We start from the raw sequence: 18,411 nt of genomic DNA on the forward strand, positions 1-18,411 counted from the left end.
GAGTCATCAGCTGGGTTCTTTTTTGCGCCTTCCCTCCTGCATATTGAGGCTTAGTTTCACTTAATAAAGGGAATCTATCTTTGTCGAATCTTTTTATTGAAAAGGGGGCTTCATATGGACGATTCCTCGACTGCTCTTCCCCTTCGCTGTGTCAAACCGGACCGGTCGCACGGCAGCGGGATGTGGGAGCTGGCGAAAAAAACATCGCTGGACCTTAATTCCGCGTATAAGTACATCATGATGGCAGAGTATTTTGCCGATACTTGTGTAGCAGCCATTGAGAATGAAGAAGTCGTCGGATTCATAACAGGATTCATTAAGCCTGATGAAACGGACGTGCTGTTTATTTGGCAGGTCGGCGTTGACCCTGGCCAACGCGGAAAGGGTCTGGCATTTACCATGCTGCGAAAACTTCTGCAGCGCAGCCAATGTAAAGATGTCCGCTACGTCGAGGCGACTATTACCGCAGACAATAAGGCTTCACAAGCTCTGTTCAAAAAATTGGCAGCTTCTTTTTCAACATCTTATGCGATACGGGAAACGTTCCCGGAGGAGATCTTACCGGGGGATGCAGCAACAGAATATACCTATCGAATCGGTCCCCTGCCCTTGTCTGTCCAATTGAAAGGAGACGAGTAGTATGAATGAAAAGCTGAAGCTGGTTGAGGATGTAGAATCCAGTGTACGGAGTTATGTCAGAAGCTTTCCTGCAGTTTTTACTAAGGCAAAAGGCCACGAAATCTGGGATGAAGAAGGCAAGCGTTACCTAGACTTTTTTTCCGGGGCTGGAGCATTGAATTATGGACATAATGACGAAAACATGAAGCAGAAACTGCTTGATTACATTACAAACGACGGGATCACCCACTCCCTTGATATGGCAACAGATGCTAAAGTAAATTTCATGGAAAAATTTCGAGACGTTATTTTAAAACCGCGCGGAATGACATACCGGATGATGTTCCCGGGTCCGACAGGAGCAAACACGGTAGAGAGCGCATTAAAAATCGCCCGCAAAATGACCGGCCGCACTGACATCATCAGTTTTACGAACGGCTTTCACGGGATGACTATCGGTGCTTTATCTGTAACCGGGAATTCGATGAAACGTCAAGGCGCAGGCATTCCGCTTAACCATACGGTTACCATGCCTTATGATCAGTTTACCGGAAACGAACAGGACAGCCTGAAATATTTTGAACGGTTCTTAGAAGACAATGGCAGCGGCGTTGCGATCCCTGCTGCAGTCATTCTTGAAACTGTACAAGGGGAAGGTGGCATTAACGCCGCCAGGATGGGCTGGATCCGTAAGCTGCAGGAGATTTGCCGTGAATGGGGGATCTTATTCATTATCGATGATGTCCAGGCTGGTGTCGGCAGAACTGGGACATTCTTTTCGTTTGAGCCGGCAGGAATCGAACCGGATGTCATTTGTTTATCGAAGTCGATCGGCGGATACGGACTCCCGTTAGCCGTTACCTTGATTAAACCGGAGCTTGATAAATGGAAGCCGGGTGAGCATAACGGGACGTTTCGAGGAAATAACATGGCGTTTGTTACAGCCTCGGAGGCATTGGAATATTGGCGTGACCCTGCTTTTGAAGAAGGCATACAGGAACGCGGAAGACGAATGACCGCTTTCCTGGAAAAAATGGTCGAAACTTATCCTGACATGACAGGCCGGCGCAAAGGACGCGGCCTTATGCAGGGAATTGCATCAGATGTCGACGGATTTGCTGAGTTAGTAGCAGAACACGCCTTCAAGCATCGGATGATACTGGAGACAGCAGGCGGAAATGATGAAGTTTTTAAGCTGTTCCCTCCACTTAACATTCCGCTTGATGCACTCGATGAAGGATTTGCTATTATTGAAACGTGTATAAAAGAGGCGCTGCAGATACAGGACCAGTCAACTACGTCCTCCTGAGCCATTCAAAACTCCCGCCTGAAGCGGGAGTTTTTTCTTATCGAATCCGCACTCACAGCCTGCCGGTTATCCACACTTTTCTGACAACTGTGAAGAATCAGCCGATCCCATACGCTGTTTTATCCACATACAAAATAAACTACAAAGTAACTACAAAGTAAAATGCACGAAAATGATAAGCACCGGCCGCGATAACACGACTGCTTCTATGTTGTATTGTCTTCGGATGGATAAGGAAGCTGAATATAGACTACAGACTAAACGTATCGTCGAGCGAATCCGCCCCTTCCCCGATCACACCTATGTATGACAACGTAACACTTTGAGAGGATTGCCTGAATAACTTTCGCAGAAATTCAACGTCACCTGAGGCCTGATAGTAATGATACCCAAACGTTTTACGTAACGAGTGAACACCAAAAGAAGGAATACCCGCCCTCTGCGCGCACCCTTTCAACAGTTTTGATGCCTGATCCCGCTGAAGAGGCCCTCCCCCTTTCCTGGACGAAAACAACCAATCATCCTGATCCATATTTGAGGTGTACGCAGCAAGCAGTTTTCGGACGGCGCCATGGAGAGGATACACGAATTCCTGGTCCGCTTTTATGCGGACCTTCTCCCTTCCCCTCACATCCCTAACCCGAAGCTGAAGCGCTTCAGACAGTCTCATACCAGTGTTTAATAGCAGCAGCCCAAGCATGTAATCTCGATCGCTCTGCTTCGCAAGTTCCCGTTTCCACCTTTCCAGATCTGCTTTATTCTTAATTGGCTCCATTTCTCGAGGCTTCGACCTGTGATTCCCTCCCATAAAGCACTCTCCTTTCAATCATTCTTTTAATCTCATATTGAATGATAATTTAAAAAGAGTCAACCCACCTATGTATCATACAAAACGAGACTTAAGGTATGATTGCATATAATTGTTAAGGGGAATAGAATGGCGAGGTGATGGGCATGAGACATTTACTGCTGTATGACGGGGAATGCAGCTTGTGCGATGGGGCTGTTACCGTTATATTAAATCACAATGCGAAAGAACCGATCTATTTCGTTTCACTGCAGAGTGATAAGGCGAAGCAGCTTCATAAAGAATTTGAAATTGACTCTGAAGTCGACTCTATCGTCTTTATTCGTTCGGACGGACGCGTATTTTATAAAGCTTCAGCTGCAGCTGAAGTCTGCCGTCAGTTGCACGGAATTTATACGTTTGGCAGAATTCTCCCCTTCCTGCCTTTTTCGGATCGTCTATACGACTGGATCGCTCGGAACCGGTACAGGATTTTTGGCAAAAAAGAATCGTGCCCGCTTCCATCAGCGGAAGTCAAAGCACGATTTATCAATTATTAAATTTCCTGCAGCAGCTTTTCATCCTCGCGCCCGGTAGGCTCCGGATAAACGTCTGGATGCAGCAGGTATGCAAGCTTTGCCAGTCCGATCATAAGTCTTGGTGACGGCCGGCAGAAAAACGGCTCTTCCATCACATGAAGCTGGTTCGTTTTCAAAGCCTGCATATCTGTCCAGCCCGGCCGTTTCTTAATTACGGAAGGATTCACTTTAGCTGTTTCCACCCCCACCCAGGCTGCGAGAATTACATCTGGATCGTGCTCGCGAATGTCCTCCCAGTCTGTTTTGACACTTGCACGCTCATCATGGTGAAACATATTAATGCCTCCTGCGAGCGCAGACATCTCAGTCAGCCAATTGCGCCCGCCTGGAGAAAAGACGGGCTTTGGCCACCATTCCCAATACAAGGAGGGTTTTCTTGAAGTGATCGTATCCGCTAATGACTGATAATGGTTTAAAAAGGATTCATATTGATGTTTCAAATCAGCTCCCCGTTGATGAAGACCTGCTGCTTCACAAATTTCAAGCAGAACCTCCCCTACCTGGCTCATTGATTCCGGGTTCGTTACCGTCATATACGGTATTCCGCGGTCTTTCAAGCCTTCTATGTTTTTCTCCATCCCCGGAACAGACAGCGATGCATAAACAAGATCCGGGTTAAGTGCCTCGACTTTATCTAGGTCGATTGATAAATCCGGGCCAAGCCGCTCAAGTCCAGTAATGCTTGACGGCCAGTCCGAGTAATCATCTACTCCGCACAGATAAGTCGAGAGACCGCAGTAGTGCAGCAGTTCCGTATTGCTTGGACATATCGAAACGATTCGCATGAATGAACTGCCTCCTTCCTTAAGAGAGTGTAAACGGGTCCTTTAGAATTTGGTAGTGCTCAAGTACATTTCTAAATTGAGCTTGAGACGGGGATTGCAGCGTATCCAAATCCACGGCATGTACATCTTGGAGGTCGCAGTGAATTTCAACAAGCTCACGGCTGATCATGACAGATTCACGGCCATTCTCTAGCTTTTTTCTGTAGCGGTTGAAGGCCGGATCCAACTCCTCTAAGTGATGGTAAACGCCCTCGACGCTCCCATACATTTGAATCAACGGAAGGGCCGCCTTGGCTCCGACCCCGGGGCAGCCCGGAATATTGTCACTAGGATCCCCAAGCAGAGCTTTTACATCGATCCACTGTGCCGGCTGAATTCCGTAGTCTTCCTGGAAGTGATGGAGCTGATAGTGAATCTCTTTGCGTTTTTGCACGAAAAGCTGATCCGTTTCTTCAGTTAGCAGCTGAAACAAGTCTTTGTCATTGCTGTAAATGACTTTCTTAACGGGCAGAGATGTTCTTGTGAAACTTCCGATAATATCGTCTGCTTCATACCCTGCTACCTGCATCTGATGCAATTCCATATCAGCGCAAATTTCAGTAGCGGTATGATATTGCTCAATAAGCGGCGCTGGAAGGTCTTTGCGCTGGGCCTTATAAAACTGGTGATCCTGGTTACGAATCGTGTCCTCCCGTTTCGCATCCCAGGCGATGACGATCCCCCCGGGAAACCGTTCCTGCAGATTACTGATTCTAGAGAAGAATACTTTCAGGGCATGTATATACCGGCCCCCGCTGTTTTTTTCCAGTTGATGGTCATCGCGCCCGTATGAGGTCGCGAAGTAGGCTCTGCTGAGTAAATTAAAACCGTCAATTAAAACAAGGTGTTCATTCAATGATAGCAGCCTCCTTAAATAACTGTTCCCAAGCATCCCGTTTTTGCTCAAATGTCTTTACGTTCCGACCTGGCACCGGACTAGTTGACGGTAAATAACTTATGTAAACTTCATTATGAGTGGGCAGGTGTCGAACTAAGGACTCATATGCTTTTCTGCCATTGCAGCCTATCGTCCGTATGTGCGGATGTTCTCGAAGAAACGATTGTACATCATTGGGAACCTCATCGCGTATAGCTTGATCCAGGCTTCCTTCTCTTTCGCAGTGTTTAAGCACATCCCACACTGCAATGTGATGATCCATCATAATTTTCTGCTTCGTCTGATAGGAAGCATCATATAACGAACACCCTAGCAGATCACCGATAATCTTCCAAAAATGATTACGAGGATGTGCGTAGTATTGTTGCTCGGCAAGCGACCTCACTCCTGGCATTGATCCAACAAGTAAAAGCTTAGGTTCAGGACCAACGATCGGCTTCATCGACTCAACCTGCATCAGTTTCCCACCTTTCTCTGTGCAGCGGTATACGTGCATCGACCGCCTCCTGAAGCAGATGCAGAATATCACCAATGCCCCGTGCACCACTTAATGGACGGAGAACCGTTTCGCGCTGCAAAAGCGGTTTTAGCTTCTCTTCATACTTTTTACCGGTAAGCAAAATGATGCGCTTTTCGGAAGGCAGCTGCGAAAATTGATGGGAAAGACTCTCACTTGCTACGCTCATTGAGCGACTTCCAAATGTCTCATCATAATTGGTAAACAAGAGATCATCCGGGTGAAGAAAACCGTGTCGTGCAGATAAAATCCGGTAGCTGTCTGTGAAGAGATCTGCATATGCTTGACATTTCCGGTGAAGCGTACCAATATATGCCTCTGATGCTTTAACGGCCCCAGTCTGAGGCTCCACATCCCAAATTTTCTTTTTTCCACATGGGATAATACATATATCCATCGAACATCTCTCCTCTGCCCCTCCATACTAGCACAAAACGGTGATTTCTTACATTGCGTTTCTTTACGAAAGAAGGGCTTACCCGATGAACAGGTAAGCCCTTCTTCCAGCAGTGCTAAGAAATCGTTCTCGTCCACCCAAACGGATCTTTTACCTGACCAGTCTGAATGCCTGTCAGCGTTTGATAAAGCGATTTTGTGATTTCACCGGTTTTTCGGCCGTTGATAATCATCGGTGTTCCTTTCCAAGTGAGCTCACCGATCGGGGAGATCACCGCAGCAGTACCAGAACCAAACGCTTCCTCTAACTCACCATTTTCGTAGGCTGCGAGCACTTCTTCCATTGATATTCGCCGCTCAGACACTGGAACGTTCCAGTACTCCAGCAGCTCAATCACAGATTTTCTCGTGACACCCTGAAGGATGCTGTCATTGAGCTCGGGCGTCACGATCTCCCCATTTATTTTGAAGAACACGTTCATGCTGCCGACTTCCTCGACGTATTTCTTCTCAACACCGTCAAGCCACAGCACTTGTGCGTGCCCCTCTCCAGAAGCTTTCGCCTGGGCGTTGTAGCCGGCTGAATAGTTGCCTCCTGTTTTTGCAGTTCCAGTACCTCCCCGGGCTGCACGGGTAAAGTGGTCTTCAACCATAATGCTGACCGGATGAATCCCTTCCGGATAATAAGACCCTACAGGAGATAAAATGATAAACAGCTTATAGGCCTTCGCAGGAGCTACTTGAAGACTTGGTTCGGTTGCGATAATAAACGGCCTTATATACAGCGATGTTCCTTCAGTATCTGGAATCCACTCTTTTTCAAGTTCAAGCAGCTGGAGCAGGTACTCCATCAGCAGTTCTTCATTCACCGGCGGTATGCTGAGCCGTCTGTTTGAGCGGTTTAATCGTTTGAAATTTTCGTCCGGGCGGAAAAGCACAGCTTCCCCTTCAGGACTGCGGTAAGCTTTCAACCCTTCAAATACGCTCTGACTGTAGTGCAGAACCATTGCAGCCGGATCGATTTCAACCGGTGCATATGGAATAATTTCAGGTTTAATCCAGCCCTTTCCTTCTTCATACTCCATCGTAAACATGTGATCAGTAAATGTTTTGCCGAATTGAAGTGTTTCCGGATCCGGCTTTCCCTTCTTGTGCTTCGCTTCTGTAATTGCCACTGTCGCTTCCATCGTCAGCATGCCTCTCTTTCCTTCTTTAAAAAATCGGATAATGTGATATATTGTATCACGAAAAGAGATAGAAGAACATGAAATAGTTTGAAAATTCCATGATTAATCACTTGAACTAAACATGATATCTTTTCAGTGCTTACTGTTGCTGATGTAGCACTTTTTCGGCCTGTTCAAGCTGAATCAGCACCTGATTCTGACCAGTGCCTCCGTAGCTGCTTCTGGCTGCCACGACGTTTTGCGGTTTAAGCACGTCATAGATGTCTTCTGCAAATTTATCCGAAAACGACTGATATTCCTCCAGGTCTAAGTCCAACAGAAATTTGTTTTTCTGAATCGCTGTAAGTACGATCCGGCCGATGATCTCATGCGCCTCCCGAAAAGTCGTCCCTTTGTTGACAAGATAGTCCGCGATATCGGTAGCGTTTGAGAAGTCTTCTGAAACCGCCTGTTTCATATTCTCCGTGCGTACCTGCATCGTTCCGATCATCGGAGCGAGCATCTGCAAGGAAGCTGTAAGTGTTTCTACCGTATCGAACATCCCCTCTTTGTCCTCCTGCATGTCTTTATTATAGGCAAGAGGCAGCCCCTTTAACACGGTCAACAGTGCCAGGAGATTGCCATAAACGCGTCCTGTTTTTGCTCGTAACAGTTCGGGTACGTCCGGATTTTTCTTTTGGGGCATAATGGAAGATCCGGTGCAGAACGAGTCGTCAAGCTCGATGAACTGAAATTCCTGACTGCTCCAGATCACCAGCTCCTCCGACAATCTGGAAATGTGCATCATCAGCGTTGAGGCTGCTCCCATAAATTCCAGAATAAAATCCCGATCACTTACTGCATCCATGCTGTTTTCGTAAATGGCATCAAAGCCAAGCTGTTCGGCTGTATAATGCCGATCTATCGGAAATGTGGTTCCTGCAAGTGCTCCAGCTCCGAGCGGCATGAGATCGGTTCGCTTTAAGCTGTCGAGAAATCGTCCTTTATCCCGCTCAAGCATCCAAAAATAAGCGAGGAGATGGTGGGCAAACGAAACTGGCTGTGCCCGCTGTAAATGGGTGTAACCAGGAATGATCGTATCGACGTGCTGCTTTGCCTGCGCGACTAACGCCTGCTGCACATCTTCAATCATCGCAGCCGCTGCTTTCGTATGGTCTTTTAAATATAAATGCATATCGGTCGCCACTTGATCATTTCTGCTTCTTCCTGTATGAAGCTTTCCACCGACAGGACCGATTTCATCAATCAGGAATTTTTCGATATTCATGTGAATGTCTTCATTTTCATCACTGTATTCCAGTTCCTGATTGTTAATCTTGCTCTTAACAGCTTGAAGGCCTTCTATGATGAGGGTTTTATCTTCCTCTGAAACGATCCCTTGTTTGGCAAGCATGGTAACATGTGCAATACTTCCTTGAATGTCGTATTCCATCAGCTTTTGATCAAACTGAATCGATGCTGTCTCTTTTTCTACAAGCTTATTTGTATCTTTAGTGAATCTTCCGCCCCAGAGCTTAGACATAATCAATCCCTCATTTCGTTTTGATGACATTTACTTTACCAGCTCTTTCATCGAAACGCCAATAGAGCTTCTGGCAGGAAAATACCGCCGCTCCGGTATGAAGCGGCGGTACATCCTTACGTTTCGGAAGTGAGTACCGGCTTTTTCTGATTAACCTGGGAATACGTTTTCGTCGAAAGCCCCCAAAGTTTAATAAAGCCAAGTGCAGCGTGATGATCGAACGCGTCCCCTTTGGAATACGTCGCGAGCCCTTCGTTATAAAGACTGTTTTCAGAGTGTCTCGCTACAACTGTATGCGTTCCTTTCCAAAGCTTCAGCTTTACCTTACCGTTAACCTGCGCCTGTGTTTCGGAAATAAATCCGTAAAGCGCATCCTTTAATGGAGAATACCACAGACCATCGTAAATCAGCTGCGTGAATTTTTGTTCGATTGTTGTTTTAAACTGTGTCACTTCTTTTGTAAGCGTCAGAAACTCTAATTCTTTGTGTGCATTGATAAGCGCAAGAGCGCCAGGGTTTTCGTACACTTCTCTTGCTTTAATGCCCACGAGTCTGTTCTCGATATGGTCAATTCTGCCGACACCATGCTTGCCGCAGATCACATTCAGTTCTTGAATAATGGAAACGAACGATTTTTTCTCGCCGTTTATAGAGACCGGCTTACCACCTTCAAATGCGAGCTCGACGTACTCAGGCTCATCCGGTGCGTCTGCAATAGAAGCTGTCCAGTCGAAAGCTTCCTCCGGTGCCTCTGCCCACGTATCTTCCAGCACCCCTGCTTCGCAGGCTCTTCCCCAAATGTTCGCGTCAATCGAGTACGGCTTTTCAACATTTACCGGTACATCGATGCCTTTTTTCTTCGCGTACTCGATTTCTTCTTCACGGTTCATGCCCCATTCTCTAACTGGCGCAATCACTTCCAAATCGGGATTAAGCGCCTGAATGGATACTTCGAATCGAACCTGGTCGTTTCCTTTTCCTGTGCAGCCGTGTGCTACTGCGACGGCACCTTCCTCTTCAGCTACTTCTACGAGCAGCTTGGAAATAAGCGGTCGGGATAAAGCAGATGAAAGCGGATATTTGCCTTCATAAAGCGTATTGGACTGGAGAGCGGGCAGCAGGTATTCCTCTGCCAGCAGTTCCTTGGCATCAATGATTACTGCTTTTTCCGCGCCTACTTTCAGTGCCTTCTCTTTTAATGCTTCGAGATCTTTCCCTTCTCCAATTTCCAGCCCCAGCGCGATTACTTCATATCCATATTCCTCTTGCAAATATTTGATGCAGACTGACGTATCCAGTCCGCCTGAATATGCGAGTACTACTTTTCCTTTGCTCATGTGTAAAACCTCTCCTCAATTAGTATTTATATAGATACTAACGTATCTTTATGCATAATGCAACAAAAAAAGAAATTAAATCATTAATTTTTTGAGGAGTGCTTTTTGTGCGTGCAGTCTGTTCTCTGCCTCATCAAATACAACGGAGTGTGCGCCATCGATCACAGCGGCTGTCACTTCTTCTCCTCGATGAGCAGGCAGGCAGTGCATGAATATATAATCATCCGCGGCTAGTGAAGCCAGCTCTGTGTTTATTTGATACGGCATGAATGTCTTTTTACGAGTTTCAGCCTCTGCTTCCATGCCCATGCTGGCCCATACATCTGTAATCAACACATCTGCACCTGTGACTGCTTCTTCTGTGTCTTTCGTTATCATCAGTGATCCGCCATGAGCTGCGGCTAATGCAGAAGCCTTTTCTAAAATCGTCTGATCCGGCTCATAACCTGCCGGGCACGCCACACGAAAGTCGATTCCTGCCAGTGCCATTCCCTGCATAAGTGAATGTGTCATGTTGTTGTAGCCGTCCCCGGTAAATGCTGCAGTCAATCCTTGCAAGGTTCCTTTCTGCTCTTTGATCGTAAGCAGATCCGCAAGCACTTGAGTAGGATGATGGGTATCGGTCAACCCGTTTATGACAGGAACGCTGCTGTAGGCTGCAAACTCCTCTACCATTTCATGAGAAAACGTACGGATCATGACGGCGTCTACGTACCCTGACAGAACCCGGGCGGTGTCTGCTGCAGATTCGCCGCGTCCGATTTGTGTATCCTCCGGGGAGAGAAAAATAGCGTGCCCCCCCATCTGTGTCATTCCGGCTTCAAACGAAACCCTGGTCCTCGTAGAAGATTTATCAAAAATCATTGCCAAGGTTTGCCCTTCCAACTCTTTGTTAATTAGCTTCTCATGATGCTGTTTTTTTAATACAGCTGCCTCATCCAGCAGCTGATGCAGTTCGTCAGCGGTTAAATCTGTTACTTCTAAATGATGCTGTACCTTTGTTTTAATCATTGTATTTCCTCCTTTATAAACAGGTCCTGCACGGCGAGCGGCTCATGAGCGGTCCCGGCGTAAGTACGGTAAAACCGAAACGTGTCAGGGTGAGTAAACAGCATCGTTCCATGAGCGATACATGTCTGCCTTAAGCGGAATCCGGCTGACTCCGCCATGCGTCCTGCGGTGGGGACGTTAAGAACAGCATCCAGCTTTCCTTCTGCTGCTGCCTGCTCTGCTTCATCCAGCGACATGTCTGTTACATGCCAGTTATTGGCACGAAGACTTTCTGCTGTAGATTTAGAAGCAAACAGTTCAAGATGTTCAAGCGGCAGATCCGCCGTTTCCATTTTCCACGCGTCAGCTGCGCTGATATAGCACGTTTGAAGGCTGTTTGCATCCAATACTTTAGCAGCTGCTTCTGCGAGCGTACTTGCAATGCCTATTTTTTCCCCGGTTGATTTCATTTCAGGCGAGAGCATCGGATCAACCTGCTTGAGCTTTGCCGACGAAAACACGGGTGCTTTCACCGTGATATGCGGTAGATCATCGATAAGTCCGGTTTTACTCAGCTTAAAATGCAGCTGAGCAGCCACTGCTTCACGGACCAGGTTTGTGCCGCTCACTTTACTGATAACAGGGACCGTTCTGGAGGCCCGCGGATTTACTTCCAGGACATACAATACTTCATTGTCATATACGAACTGGATATTCATCATTCCTGAAACGCCAGCTTTTCTGCAAATTAACTCGCATATGTGTGCTGCTTCAGCTTTCACATGCTCAGGAATCGTTGTTGAAGGGTAAATCGTAAAGCTGTCACCTGAATGGACGCCTGCCCGCTCCACGTGCTCCATAAATCCAGGAATAAACAAATTTGTCCCGTCGCTGATTACATCAGCTTCAAACTCTTTACCCGCGATAAAAGCATCCACCATCAGCGGCCAGCATCGCGCATCTGTTGTCCATTCCAGCCGGTCGAGGTATGCTTGAAGGTCATGCTCGTTATGACAGATATACATGGCCTGACCACCGATCACGTAGGATGGTCGCACTAGAACGGGATAGCCCGTTTTTTCAGCTTTTAATAGCACGTCTTCCTTTGAATCCGCTGTAGTCCCCTTAATATGTGCAACATTCAGTTGATCAAGCAAGTGATAGAAGGATTCCCGGTTCTCCAGCAGTTCTATTGCGTCAGCTGATGTGCCGGCTACCGGAAGTCCGTGCTCCTCCAGCGCCTGAGCCAGATTAACCGCTGTCTGACCGCCGAACTGCAGCAGGACAGCTTCAACCTGTTCCTTCTCAGCAACGTGAATGACATCTTCCGCTGTAAGCGGCTCAAAGTAAAGCCTGTCAGCAGTATTAAAATCTGTGCTGACTGTTTCCGGGTTATTATTAATCACGACAGCTTCATAACCGAGTGCTTTCACTGCTTCAGCAGCATGAACAGAGCAGTAATCGAATTCAACGCCTTGTCCGATCCGGATCGGGCCGGATCCGACGACAAGGACTTTTCGAGCAGGAGTTGGCGTCACTTCGTCTTCTCCATGCCAGGTGGAATAATAATACGGGGTGACCGCTTCAAACTCTCCTGCACACGTATCCACCAGCTTATACCCGGGCTTCAGATTATCGTCCTTTCGCAGTTGACGCACTTTTGATTCTGATACGCCCTGCAGATCACCGATCAGTTTATCTGAAAAACCTGCCTGCTTTAGTTCTGTTAAAAGGCTTGTCGAAAGCTGTTGCGAAGCTGCTTTTTTCTCCAGCTTGCAAAGCTTTTCGAGACGAGTTAAAAACCAGGGGTGAATACCTGACAAATCCGTTATTTGCTGGGGACGCCAGCCGCGGATGAGCAGTTCATAAACAGCGTAAACCCGCAGGTCTTCAGGATGCATTACCATCTCTTTCAGTTTTTCCTCCCTGTAGCTCGCGAGCAGGTGATGCCTCGGGCTGTGACTTCCGGTTTCCATTGATCTCATTGCTTTTAAAAATGCACTTTCAAACGTTCTTTCCAAAGCCATGACTTCGCCCGTTGCTTTCATTTGTGTGCCAAGGGAACGGTCTGCCTCGGAAAACTTATCGAATGGGAACCTTGGCAGCTTTACAACAATATAATCGAGCGCCGGCTCAAAGGAAGCAAACGTGTTTCCGGTAATCGGATTGGGAATTCGGTCAAGCGTCTGTCCGCAAGCTGTAAGAGCGGCAATTCTTGCGATAGGATATCCGGTCGCTTTCGAAGCAAGCGCTGATGAACGGCTGACACGCGGATTAACTTCAATAATCGCATATTCATCCGTCTCTGGGTGCAGCGCAAACTGAATATTGCAGCCGCCTACCACATCAAGCGCACGGATTACCTTCAACGATGATTCTCTCAGCATCTGATACTGTGAGTCTGTCAGCGTCTGAGAAGGTGCTACGACGATCGAATCGCCGGTGTGGACCCCGACCGGATCCATGTTCTCCATATTACAAACGATGATACAGGTGTCATTTGCATCCCGCATGACTTCATATTCCACCTCTTTCCATCCTTTGATACTCTTTTCCACGAGTACTTGATGGATCGGGCTTTCTTTAAGTGCATACGCAAGCATCGACTTCATTTCCTCTTCACTGTGTGCGAATCCTCCGCCTGCTCCGCCTAGCGTATAAGCCGGACGAAGAATAACTGGATAGCCGATAGACGCTGCGAAATGAAGTCCTGCTTCCACTGACTCAACGATTTCAGATTCGATGACAGGCTCTTCAATCTCGATCATGAGTGATCGAAACAACTCCCGGTCTTCCCCTTTCTCAATCGACTCCACTGACGTGCCCATCACCTTTACTCCATATGCATCCAGAATACCTGAACGGTAGAGCTTGGCTGTCAGGTTAAGGCCTGTCTGGCCGCCGAGCGTCCCGATCAGTCCGTCCGGGCGCTCCTTTTTAATAATCGATTCCAACGTGGAAACCGTCAGCGGCTCCAGATACGTTTTATCTGCAAATGCAGTATCCGTCATTATAGTAGCCGGATTGTTATTCACGAGTATGACCCGTTTGCCGGCTTCTTTTAATGCAAGACAAGCCTGCGTGCCTGCATAATCAAATTCTGCTGCCTGTCCGATAATAATCGGGCCTGACCCGATCACTAAAACGGTGTTTATGTTGCTGCACATACTTTGCTACCTCCAGAAACCAGACTGTTAATAAATTGCTTAAAAATAAAATGCGTGTCGCTTGGACCAGGGTGAGCCTCAGGATGAAACTGGACAGACTGCACCGGAAGACTCTTGTGCCTGAACCCTTCACATGTGCCGTCATTCACATTTTCAAAAAGCCGTTCAAAAGGAAATGCTTCGTCTGACGGCTCGCTGACAACATACCCGTGATTTTGCGAAGACATGTATACTTTCCCGTCCGGAATATGCCTGACCGGATGGTTGCTGCCTCTGTGGCCGAACGGCAGCTTTATCGACTCTGCTCCATAGGCTAAAGCAATAAGCTGATGCCCGAGACAGATGCCGAGAACCGGATAGGATTCCGTCAGTTCTTTAATGTGAGGCAGCTCCTTTTGAAGCTTAAGCGGATCGCCAGGACCATTGCTTAGCAATACACCGTCAGGCTTTAATGCATGTATGTCAGCTGCTGAACTCGAATGCGGCATCATCGTCACAGCACACCCTTCCTCCAGAAGTGAATGAACGATAGATGATTTACAGCCGTAATCCAATACAGCAACATGAGGGCCTTCACCAGGAAATGCGACCGGTTCCTGAACAGACACTTCCGGGACAGGATTCTCATTAAAATGAAAAACGGGAGCAGCGGGCTGATTGACGGAGATGAAGCCTTTCACCGTTTTCTTCGTACGAATAATCTTCACGAGCTTGCGTGTATCAACATTAGTCATGCCAGGGATACCGTGGTGCTGCAAATAGGCGTCAAACTCTTCTGCACGCTCATCGCACCCGGTAGAACCTGTCACGACCGCTTCCACAGCTGGAGCGCCGCCTTCATTAAATTTGTCCTGAAAACCATAGTTGCCGATCAGTGGATACGTAAACGTCAGCAGCTGCCCTTTATAGGATGGGTCCGTCATCATTTCCTGATAGCCTGTCATTGCGGTATTGAAGACGAGTTCACCGGAGCTTTCCGTATCAGCGCCGATTTTTTTTCCTGCCAGCACATCCCCTGTATCCAATATTAGATAAGCGTTAGTCATGACTAATTTCTCCTTCTTGTAAAATCTCCTCAAATAGTTGAACAAACGTCGATAATGCTTCATCAGAAGCTGTCAGCGGCGGCAAAATGCGTATCACCTGCGGACCTGCCGGAAGCGCCAGAATCTGCCGGTTTCGAAGCTTCTGCAAATATGGGGCGGCCTCTTCTACGACGATGCCGATCATTGCGCCGCTTCCGCGTACTTGCTTCACTTGACTGTACGAAGATGCCAGCAGTTCCAGCTGCTTGCGAAATATAGCAAATCGATCTTGGACTTCCTTAAGAAATCCCTCTTCCTGAATGACACCCATTGTCGCCTCTATTGCTGCACAAGCTGCAGGATGTCCGCCGAAGGTTGTCCCATGCGTTCCTGGAGAAAAGGAAGCAGCAACCTCTGCTGAGGCGAGACAGGCACCTGCCGGAAAACCGGATCCAATGCCTTTCGCAGCTGTAACAATCTCTGGCTTTACGTTGAACTGTTCAAACGCATATAGGGAGCCGGTTCGTCCAGCGCCGGTCTGAATCTCATCTGCAATGATCAATATGCCGTGTGTTCTGCAGTAATGGACGAGTTCATTAACCCATTCCTGGTCAGCAGGTACGACTCCGCCTTCACCTTGAATCAATTCAAGCATGACAGCAGCTGTTACTTGCGGATTTATGTTCGTGATGGCCTGCGTATCATTAAACGGTAAGTGCGTGAATCCGGGCATCAGTGGTGCAAATCCATGTTTAATTTTATTCTGGCCTGTTGCTGCCATAGCACCGCCCGTACGGCCGTGAAACGACTGTTCAAAGGTTACAATTTCCGATTTTTGAAGCGCCCCCTTGTCGAACCAGTATTTTCTGGCAAGCTTAATCGCAGCTTCGTTGGCTTCTGCTCCGCTTCCACAGAAAAAGACTTGATCCAAATGAGTGCCTTTTATGAGGGAAGTCGCTGCACGCTCCTGAATGTCCTGCTGAAATAAATTAGATACGTGCCAATATTCCTGGAGCTGATTCTCGACTGCTTTCTGCACCACCTTGGGACGATGACCGAGATTGCATACCGCAATTCCTGATGTAAAGTCTAAGTAGTCGGTGCCGTCATCAGCCGTCAAATAACTCCCGTCAGCTTTCGCTACAGAGATTGGGAAACGGGCGTAGGTGTTCATGAGCGGAGACTTTTGCTTAATATTCTGCATAGATATTCTCCTTTCGGAAAATAGTACCGGCCTCACCTTTGTGAAAGTAATTTAACAGCGCATTACCGTTCGAACCATTTACCATGACTGCTTCTGAAACCCCTTCGTTAAGAGCCCGAAGGACAGCCTTTGTTTTCGGAATCATCCCACCATAAATAATGCCGTCATGAATCAGTGTTTCTACCATTTCTGGATCAAGGTGCCGGCAAAGATCACCGGATCGGCCGTCTATCACGCCTTCAACATCTGTAATAAACAACAGCGGAGCAGCCAGGGCACATGCGCAGGCTCCGGCAGCTTCGTCCGCGTTAATGTTATACGTTACCGTGCCTGATGCTGCAATTGGTGAAATAACTGGGGTTATTCCTGCCGCTGTCAACAACTTGATCAAATGTGGATCCACTTGTTCAACAGAGGCTACCTGTCCGTATCGGACTTCATTCACTGGTACAGGCTGGAACAGCCCGGCATCGACGCCGCTGATTCCTGCCGCCTTTACCCCTGCGTTTTCCAGGAGCTTGACGATGTGTTTATTGGCAGATCCGCTCAGTACCATTTCAGCAGATTCAACGACTTCCGGAGTGGAAACACGCAGCCCATCCGTAAAAGAAGCGCTGATGCCGCGATCCTGCAGCAACCGGTTGATGGCGGGTCCTCCACCATGAACGATCACCGGGAAGCAGCCTGCCTGCTTCAATGCGTTTATTTCATTAAAAAAGCTGCCGGGAAGTTCCTCGATCGTGCTGCCTCCAAGCTTGATTACGAGATAATCCATTTGTTAACCTCCTTTACATCACGTTCGGTACGAGGCATTGATTCGGACGTATTCATACGACAGATCGCATCCCCACGCCTGAGCAGCGCCTGTTCCATCCTCAAGCTTTACTTTTATATGAATATCGCTCTGCGTTAAATAAGCAGACGCTTCCGGCTCATCAAAGTCGAGCGGCAGCCCTTCGGAAACAACCTGGATTGGACCTAAGTACACGTCCACTGCTTCAGATTTCATTGACGCTCCGCTGTATCCAGCCGCACATACAATCCGTCCCCAGTTTGGATCAGCGCCGTGAATTGCCGTTTTCACCAGGTTTGAAGAAATAATCGATTTAGCAATTTTTCCAGCATCTGCCGGAGTCGCTGCCCCTTCGATCTGAACCTCAATCAGCTTTGTAGCCCCTTCACCGTCTCTGGCAATTTTTTTAGCCAGCTCCTGTGACAGCTTTGTAAACGCCTCTTCGAAGGCACCCCATTCAGGATGAGACTCATCGAATTCAGTTGTCCCGGCAGCTCCATTTGCTAAAACGACAACCGTATCATTCGTGGATGAATCACCGTCCACCGTGATTTGATTGTAGGTTTTATCCGTGGTTTTTTTTAGCAGACTTTTCAGTGCATCTTGTGACACATCCGCATCTGTCGTAATATAAGCGAGCATTGTGGCCATGTTTGGATCGATCATGCCCGAGCCTTTTGCGGCTCCGCCGATGGTAACCTGCTTCCCTTCAATTTCGCATTCGACAGAAGCATGCTTCGTACATGTATCTGTCGTTAAAATCGCTCGTTCAAATGAAGCTGCATCCTGTGATTCAAGGTTTATCGAGCGAATTCCTGTTTCGACTTTATCCATTGGAAGCTGCACGCCGATCAATCCAGTTGATTGAACAGCAACCAGATGTTCAGGCAGACCAGCTTCTTCAGCGGCATATTTCCGGGTTAAACGGGCGTTTTCGAGCCCCTGCTTACCGGTACAGGCATTTGCATTGGCCGAGTTAACGACGATCAGCTGCAGCTTTTGCTCCTCAGCAATCGATTCCTGCGTCACTTTAAGCGGCGCTGCCTGAAACGCATTTTGCGTATATACGGCAGCTGCCTTTGCAGGAACGCTGGAATAAAGCCAGCCGAAATCGAGTTTCTTGCGCCTTAGGCCGCAATGAGTGCCTCCTGAAAAAAAACCTTTTGGACTCGTCACCCCGCCTTTTATATTGATAGATGAAACGATATTGACCAGCGTCATTCTAATCTCCTGCCTTT

At 47.7% G+C, this 18,411-nt stretch carries 17 protein-coding genes; 3 read left to right on the forward strand and 14 right to left on the reverse strand.

Annotated features, from left to right (window positions below):
- The first annotated feature begins 114 nt into the window (after nucleotides 1–114).
- Both ectA and ectB read left to right on the forward strand, forming a co-directional pair.
- Nucleotides 115–639 carry a diaminobutyrate acetyltransferase gene (gene ectA, locus ACSZLD_RS03760; RefSeq protein ID WP_377908402.1) on the forward strand — a complete coding sequence of 175 codons (525 nt, stop codon included), beginning with the start codon at nucleotides 115–117 and terminating at the stop codon, nucleotides 637–639.
- Nucleotide 640: 1 nt separating this feature from the next.
- Nucleotides 641–1,927: a diaminobutyrate--2-oxoglutarate transaminase gene (ectB, locus tag ACSZLD_RS03765; RefSeq protein WP_444684262.1), complete on the forward strand. Its 1,287-nt coding sequence runs from the start codon at nucleotides 641–643 to the stop codon at nucleotides 1,925–1,927.
- Between the two features lie 250 nt (nucleotides 1,928–2,177).
- Here ectB and ACSZLD_RS03770 read toward each other — a convergent pair whose 3' ends face one another.
- Nucleotides 2,178–2,735 (reverse strand): tyrosine-type recombinase/integrase, encoded by a 558-nt coding sequence (locus tag ACSZLD_RS03770; RefSeq protein WP_444684263.1) that lies wholly within the window; start codon nucleotides 2,733–2,735, stop codon nucleotides 2,178–2,180.
- 146 nt (nucleotides 2,736–2,881) lie between these two features.
- On the opposite strand from ACSZLD_RS03770, the gene ACSZLD_RS03775 reads away from it, so the two are divergent.
- Nucleotides 2,882–3,274: a thiol-disulfide oxidoreductase DCC family protein gene (locus ACSZLD_RS03775; protein ID WP_444684264.1), complete on the forward strand. Its 393-nt coding sequence runs from the start codon at nucleotides 2,882–2,884 to the stop codon at nucleotides 3,272–3,274.
- On the opposite strand, the gene ACSZLD_RS03780 is transcribed toward ACSZLD_RS03775, so the two are convergent.
- From ACSZLD_RS03780 to argJ, 13 genes are all read right to left on the reverse strand, one after another.
- Nucleotides 3,271–4,098: a cobalamin-binding protein gene (locus ACSZLD_RS03780; protein WP_444684265.1), complete on the reverse strand. Its 828-nt coding sequence runs from the start codon at nucleotides 4,096–4,098 to the stop codon at nucleotides 3,271–3,273. The two genes, ACSZLD_RS03775 and ACSZLD_RS03780, sit on opposite strands and share 4 nt — an antisense overlap.
- A gap of 19 nt (nucleotides 4,099–4,117) precedes the next feature.
- The gene (locus ACSZLD_RS03785) at nucleotides 4,118–4,993 is read right to left on the reverse strand and encodes a 5'-3' exonuclease (protein ID WP_444684266.1); all 876 of its coding nucleotides are present in this window, start codon (nucleotides 4,991–4,993) and stop codon (nucleotides 4,118–4,120) included.
- Complete coding sequence (locus ACSZLD_RS03790; RefSeq protein ID WP_444684267.1) at nucleotides 4,986–5,531, reverse strand: DNA-deoxyinosine glycosylase; 546 nt, start codon at nucleotides 5,529–5,531, stop codon at nucleotides 4,986–4,988. Before ACSZLD_RS03790 ends, ACSZLD_RS03785 begins: the two co-directional genes overlap by 8 nt.
- Entirely contained in the window at nucleotides 5,482–5,949 is a 468-nt protein-coding gene (locus tag ACSZLD_RS03795) for a DUF6884 domain-containing protein (RefSeq protein ID WP_444684268.1), read from the reverse strand. The genes ACSZLD_RS03790 and ACSZLD_RS03795 overlap by 50 nt, the downstream gene beginning before the upstream one ends.
- A 115-nt stretch (nucleotides 5,950–6,064) precedes the next feature.
- On the reverse strand, nucleotides 6,065–7,135 hold the full coding sequence (locus tag ACSZLD_RS03800; RefSeq protein WP_377908568.1) for a branched-chain amino acid aminotransferase: 1,071 nt from the start codon (nucleotides 7,133–7,135) through the stop codon (nucleotides 6,065–6,067).
- A 139-nt stretch (nucleotides 7,136–7,274) separates the two neighbouring features.
- Complete coding sequence (gene argH / locus ACSZLD_RS03805) at nucleotides 7,275–8,657, reverse strand: argininosuccinate lyase (RefSeq protein WP_377908411.1); 1,383 nt, start codon at nucleotides 8,655–8,657, stop codon at nucleotides 7,275–7,277.
- A gap of 116 nt (nucleotides 8,658–8,773) precedes the next feature.
- Nucleotides 8,774–9,994 (reverse strand): argininosuccinate synthase, encoded by a 1,221-nt coding sequence (locus tag ACSZLD_RS03810; RefSeq protein WP_377908412.1) that lies wholly within the window; start codon nucleotides 9,992–9,994, stop codon nucleotides 8,774–8,776.
- A 75-nt stretch (nucleotides 9,995–10,069) separates the two neighbouring features.
- Nucleotides 10,070–11,005 carry an ornithine carbamoyltransferase gene (gene argF, locus ACSZLD_RS03815; RefSeq protein WP_444684269.1) on the reverse strand — a complete coding sequence of 312 codons (936 nt, stop codon included), beginning with the start codon at nucleotides 11,003–11,005 and terminating at the stop codon, nucleotides 10,070–10,072.
- Nucleotides 11,002–14,151 (reverse strand): carbamoyl-phosphate synthase (glutamine-hydrolyzing) large subunit, encoded by a 3,150-nt coding sequence (carB, locus tag ACSZLD_RS03820; RefSeq protein ID WP_444684270.1) that lies wholly within the window; start codon nucleotides 14,149–14,151, stop codon nucleotides 11,002–11,004. Before carB ends, argF begins: the two co-directional genes overlap by 4 nt.
- Complete coding sequence (locus tag ACSZLD_RS03825; RefSeq protein WP_377908415.1) at nucleotides 14,136–15,197, reverse strand: carbamoyl phosphate synthase small subunit; 1,062 nt, start codon at nucleotides 15,195–15,197, stop codon at nucleotides 14,136–14,138. Before ACSZLD_RS03825 ends, carB begins: the two co-directional genes overlap by 16 nt.
- Complete coding sequence (locus ACSZLD_RS03830; RefSeq protein WP_444684271.1) at nucleotides 15,190–16,380, reverse strand: aspartate aminotransferase family protein; 1,191 nt, start codon at nucleotides 16,378–16,380, stop codon at nucleotides 15,190–15,192. Before ACSZLD_RS03830 ends, ACSZLD_RS03825 begins: the two co-directional genes overlap by 8 nt.
- The gene (argB, locus tag ACSZLD_RS03835; protein ID WP_444684272.1) at nucleotides 16,367–17,155 is read right to left on the reverse strand and encodes an acetylglutamate kinase; all 789 of its coding nucleotides are present in this window, start codon (nucleotides 17,153–17,155) and stop codon (nucleotides 16,367–16,369) included. Before argB ends, ACSZLD_RS03830 begins: the two co-directional genes overlap by 14 nt.
- Nucleotides 17,156–17,173: 18 nt before the next feature.
- On the reverse strand, nucleotides 17,174–18,400 hold the full coding sequence (gene argJ / locus ACSZLD_RS03840; protein ID WP_444684306.1) for a bifunctional glutamate N-acetyltransferase/amino-acid acetyltransferase ArgJ: 1,227 nt from the start codon (nucleotides 18,398–18,400) through the stop codon (nucleotides 17,174–17,176).
- Nucleotides 18,401–18,411 lie beyond the last annotated feature (11 nt).

The organism is Alkalicoccus luteus, from assembly GCF_052061695.1.
GTDB lineage: Bacteria > Bacillota > Bacilli > Bacillales > Salisediminibacteriaceae > Alkalicoccus > Alkalicoccus luteus.

Bases quoted from the DNA above. Each gene is read 5' to 3' on its own strand.
- ectA (WP_377908402.1), top strand. From the start codon at position 115: ATGGACGATTCCTCGACTGCTCTTCCCCTTCGCTGTGTCAAACCGGAC.
- ectB (WP_444684262.1), top strand. From the start codon at position 641: ATGAATGAAAAGCTGAAGCTGGTTGAGGATGTAGAATCCAGTGTACGG.
- ACSZLD_RS03770 (WP_444684263.1), bottom strand. From the start codon at position 2,735: ATGGGAGGGAATCACAGGTCGAAGCCTCGAGAAATGGAGCCAATTAAG.
- ACSZLD_RS03775 (WP_444684264.1), top strand. From the start codon at position 2,882: ATGAGACATTTACTGCTGTATGACGGGGAATGCAGCTTGTGCGATGGG.
- ACSZLD_RS03780 (WP_444684265.1), bottom strand. From the start codon at position 4,098: ATGCGAATCGTTTCGATATGTCCAAGCAATACGGAACTGCTGCACTAC.
- ACSZLD_RS03790 (WP_444684267.1), bottom strand. From the start codon at position 5,531: ATGCACGTATACCGCTGCACAGAGAAAGGTGGGAAACTGATGCAGGTT.
- ACSZLD_RS03795 (WP_444684268.1), bottom strand. From the start codon at position 5,949: ATGGATATATGTATTATCCCATGTGGAAAAAAGAAAATTTGGGATGTG.
- ACSZLD_RS03800 (WP_377908568.1), bottom strand. From the start codon at position 7,135: ATGGAAGCGACAGTGGCAATTACAGAAGCGAAGCACAAGAAGGGAAAG.
- argH (WP_377908411.1), bottom strand. From the start codon at position 8,657: ATGTCTAAGCTCTGGGGCGGAAGATTCACTAAAGATACAAATAAGCTT.
- ACSZLD_RS03810 (WP_377908412.1), bottom strand. From the start codon at position 9,994: ATGAGCAAAGGAAAAGTAGTACTCGCATATTCAGGCGGACTGGATACG.
- argF (WP_444684269.1), bottom strand. From the start codon at position 11,005: ATGATTAAAACAAAGGTACAGCATCATTTAGAAGTAACAGATTTAACC.
- carB (WP_444684270.1), bottom strand. From the start codon at position 14,151: ATGTGCAGCAACATAAACACCGTTTTAGTGATCGGGTCAGGCCCGATT.
- ACSZLD_RS03825 (WP_377908415.1), bottom strand. From the start codon at position 15,197: ATGACTAACGCTTATCTAATATTGGATACAGGGGATGTGCTGGCAGGA.
- ACSZLD_RS03830 (WP_444684271.1), bottom strand. From the start codon at position 16,380: ATGCAGAATATTAAGCAAAAGTCTCCGCTCATGAACACCTACGCCCGT.
- argB (WP_444684272.1), bottom strand. From the start codon at position 17,155: ATGGATTATCTCGTAATCAAGCTTGGAGGCAGCACGATCGAGGAACTT.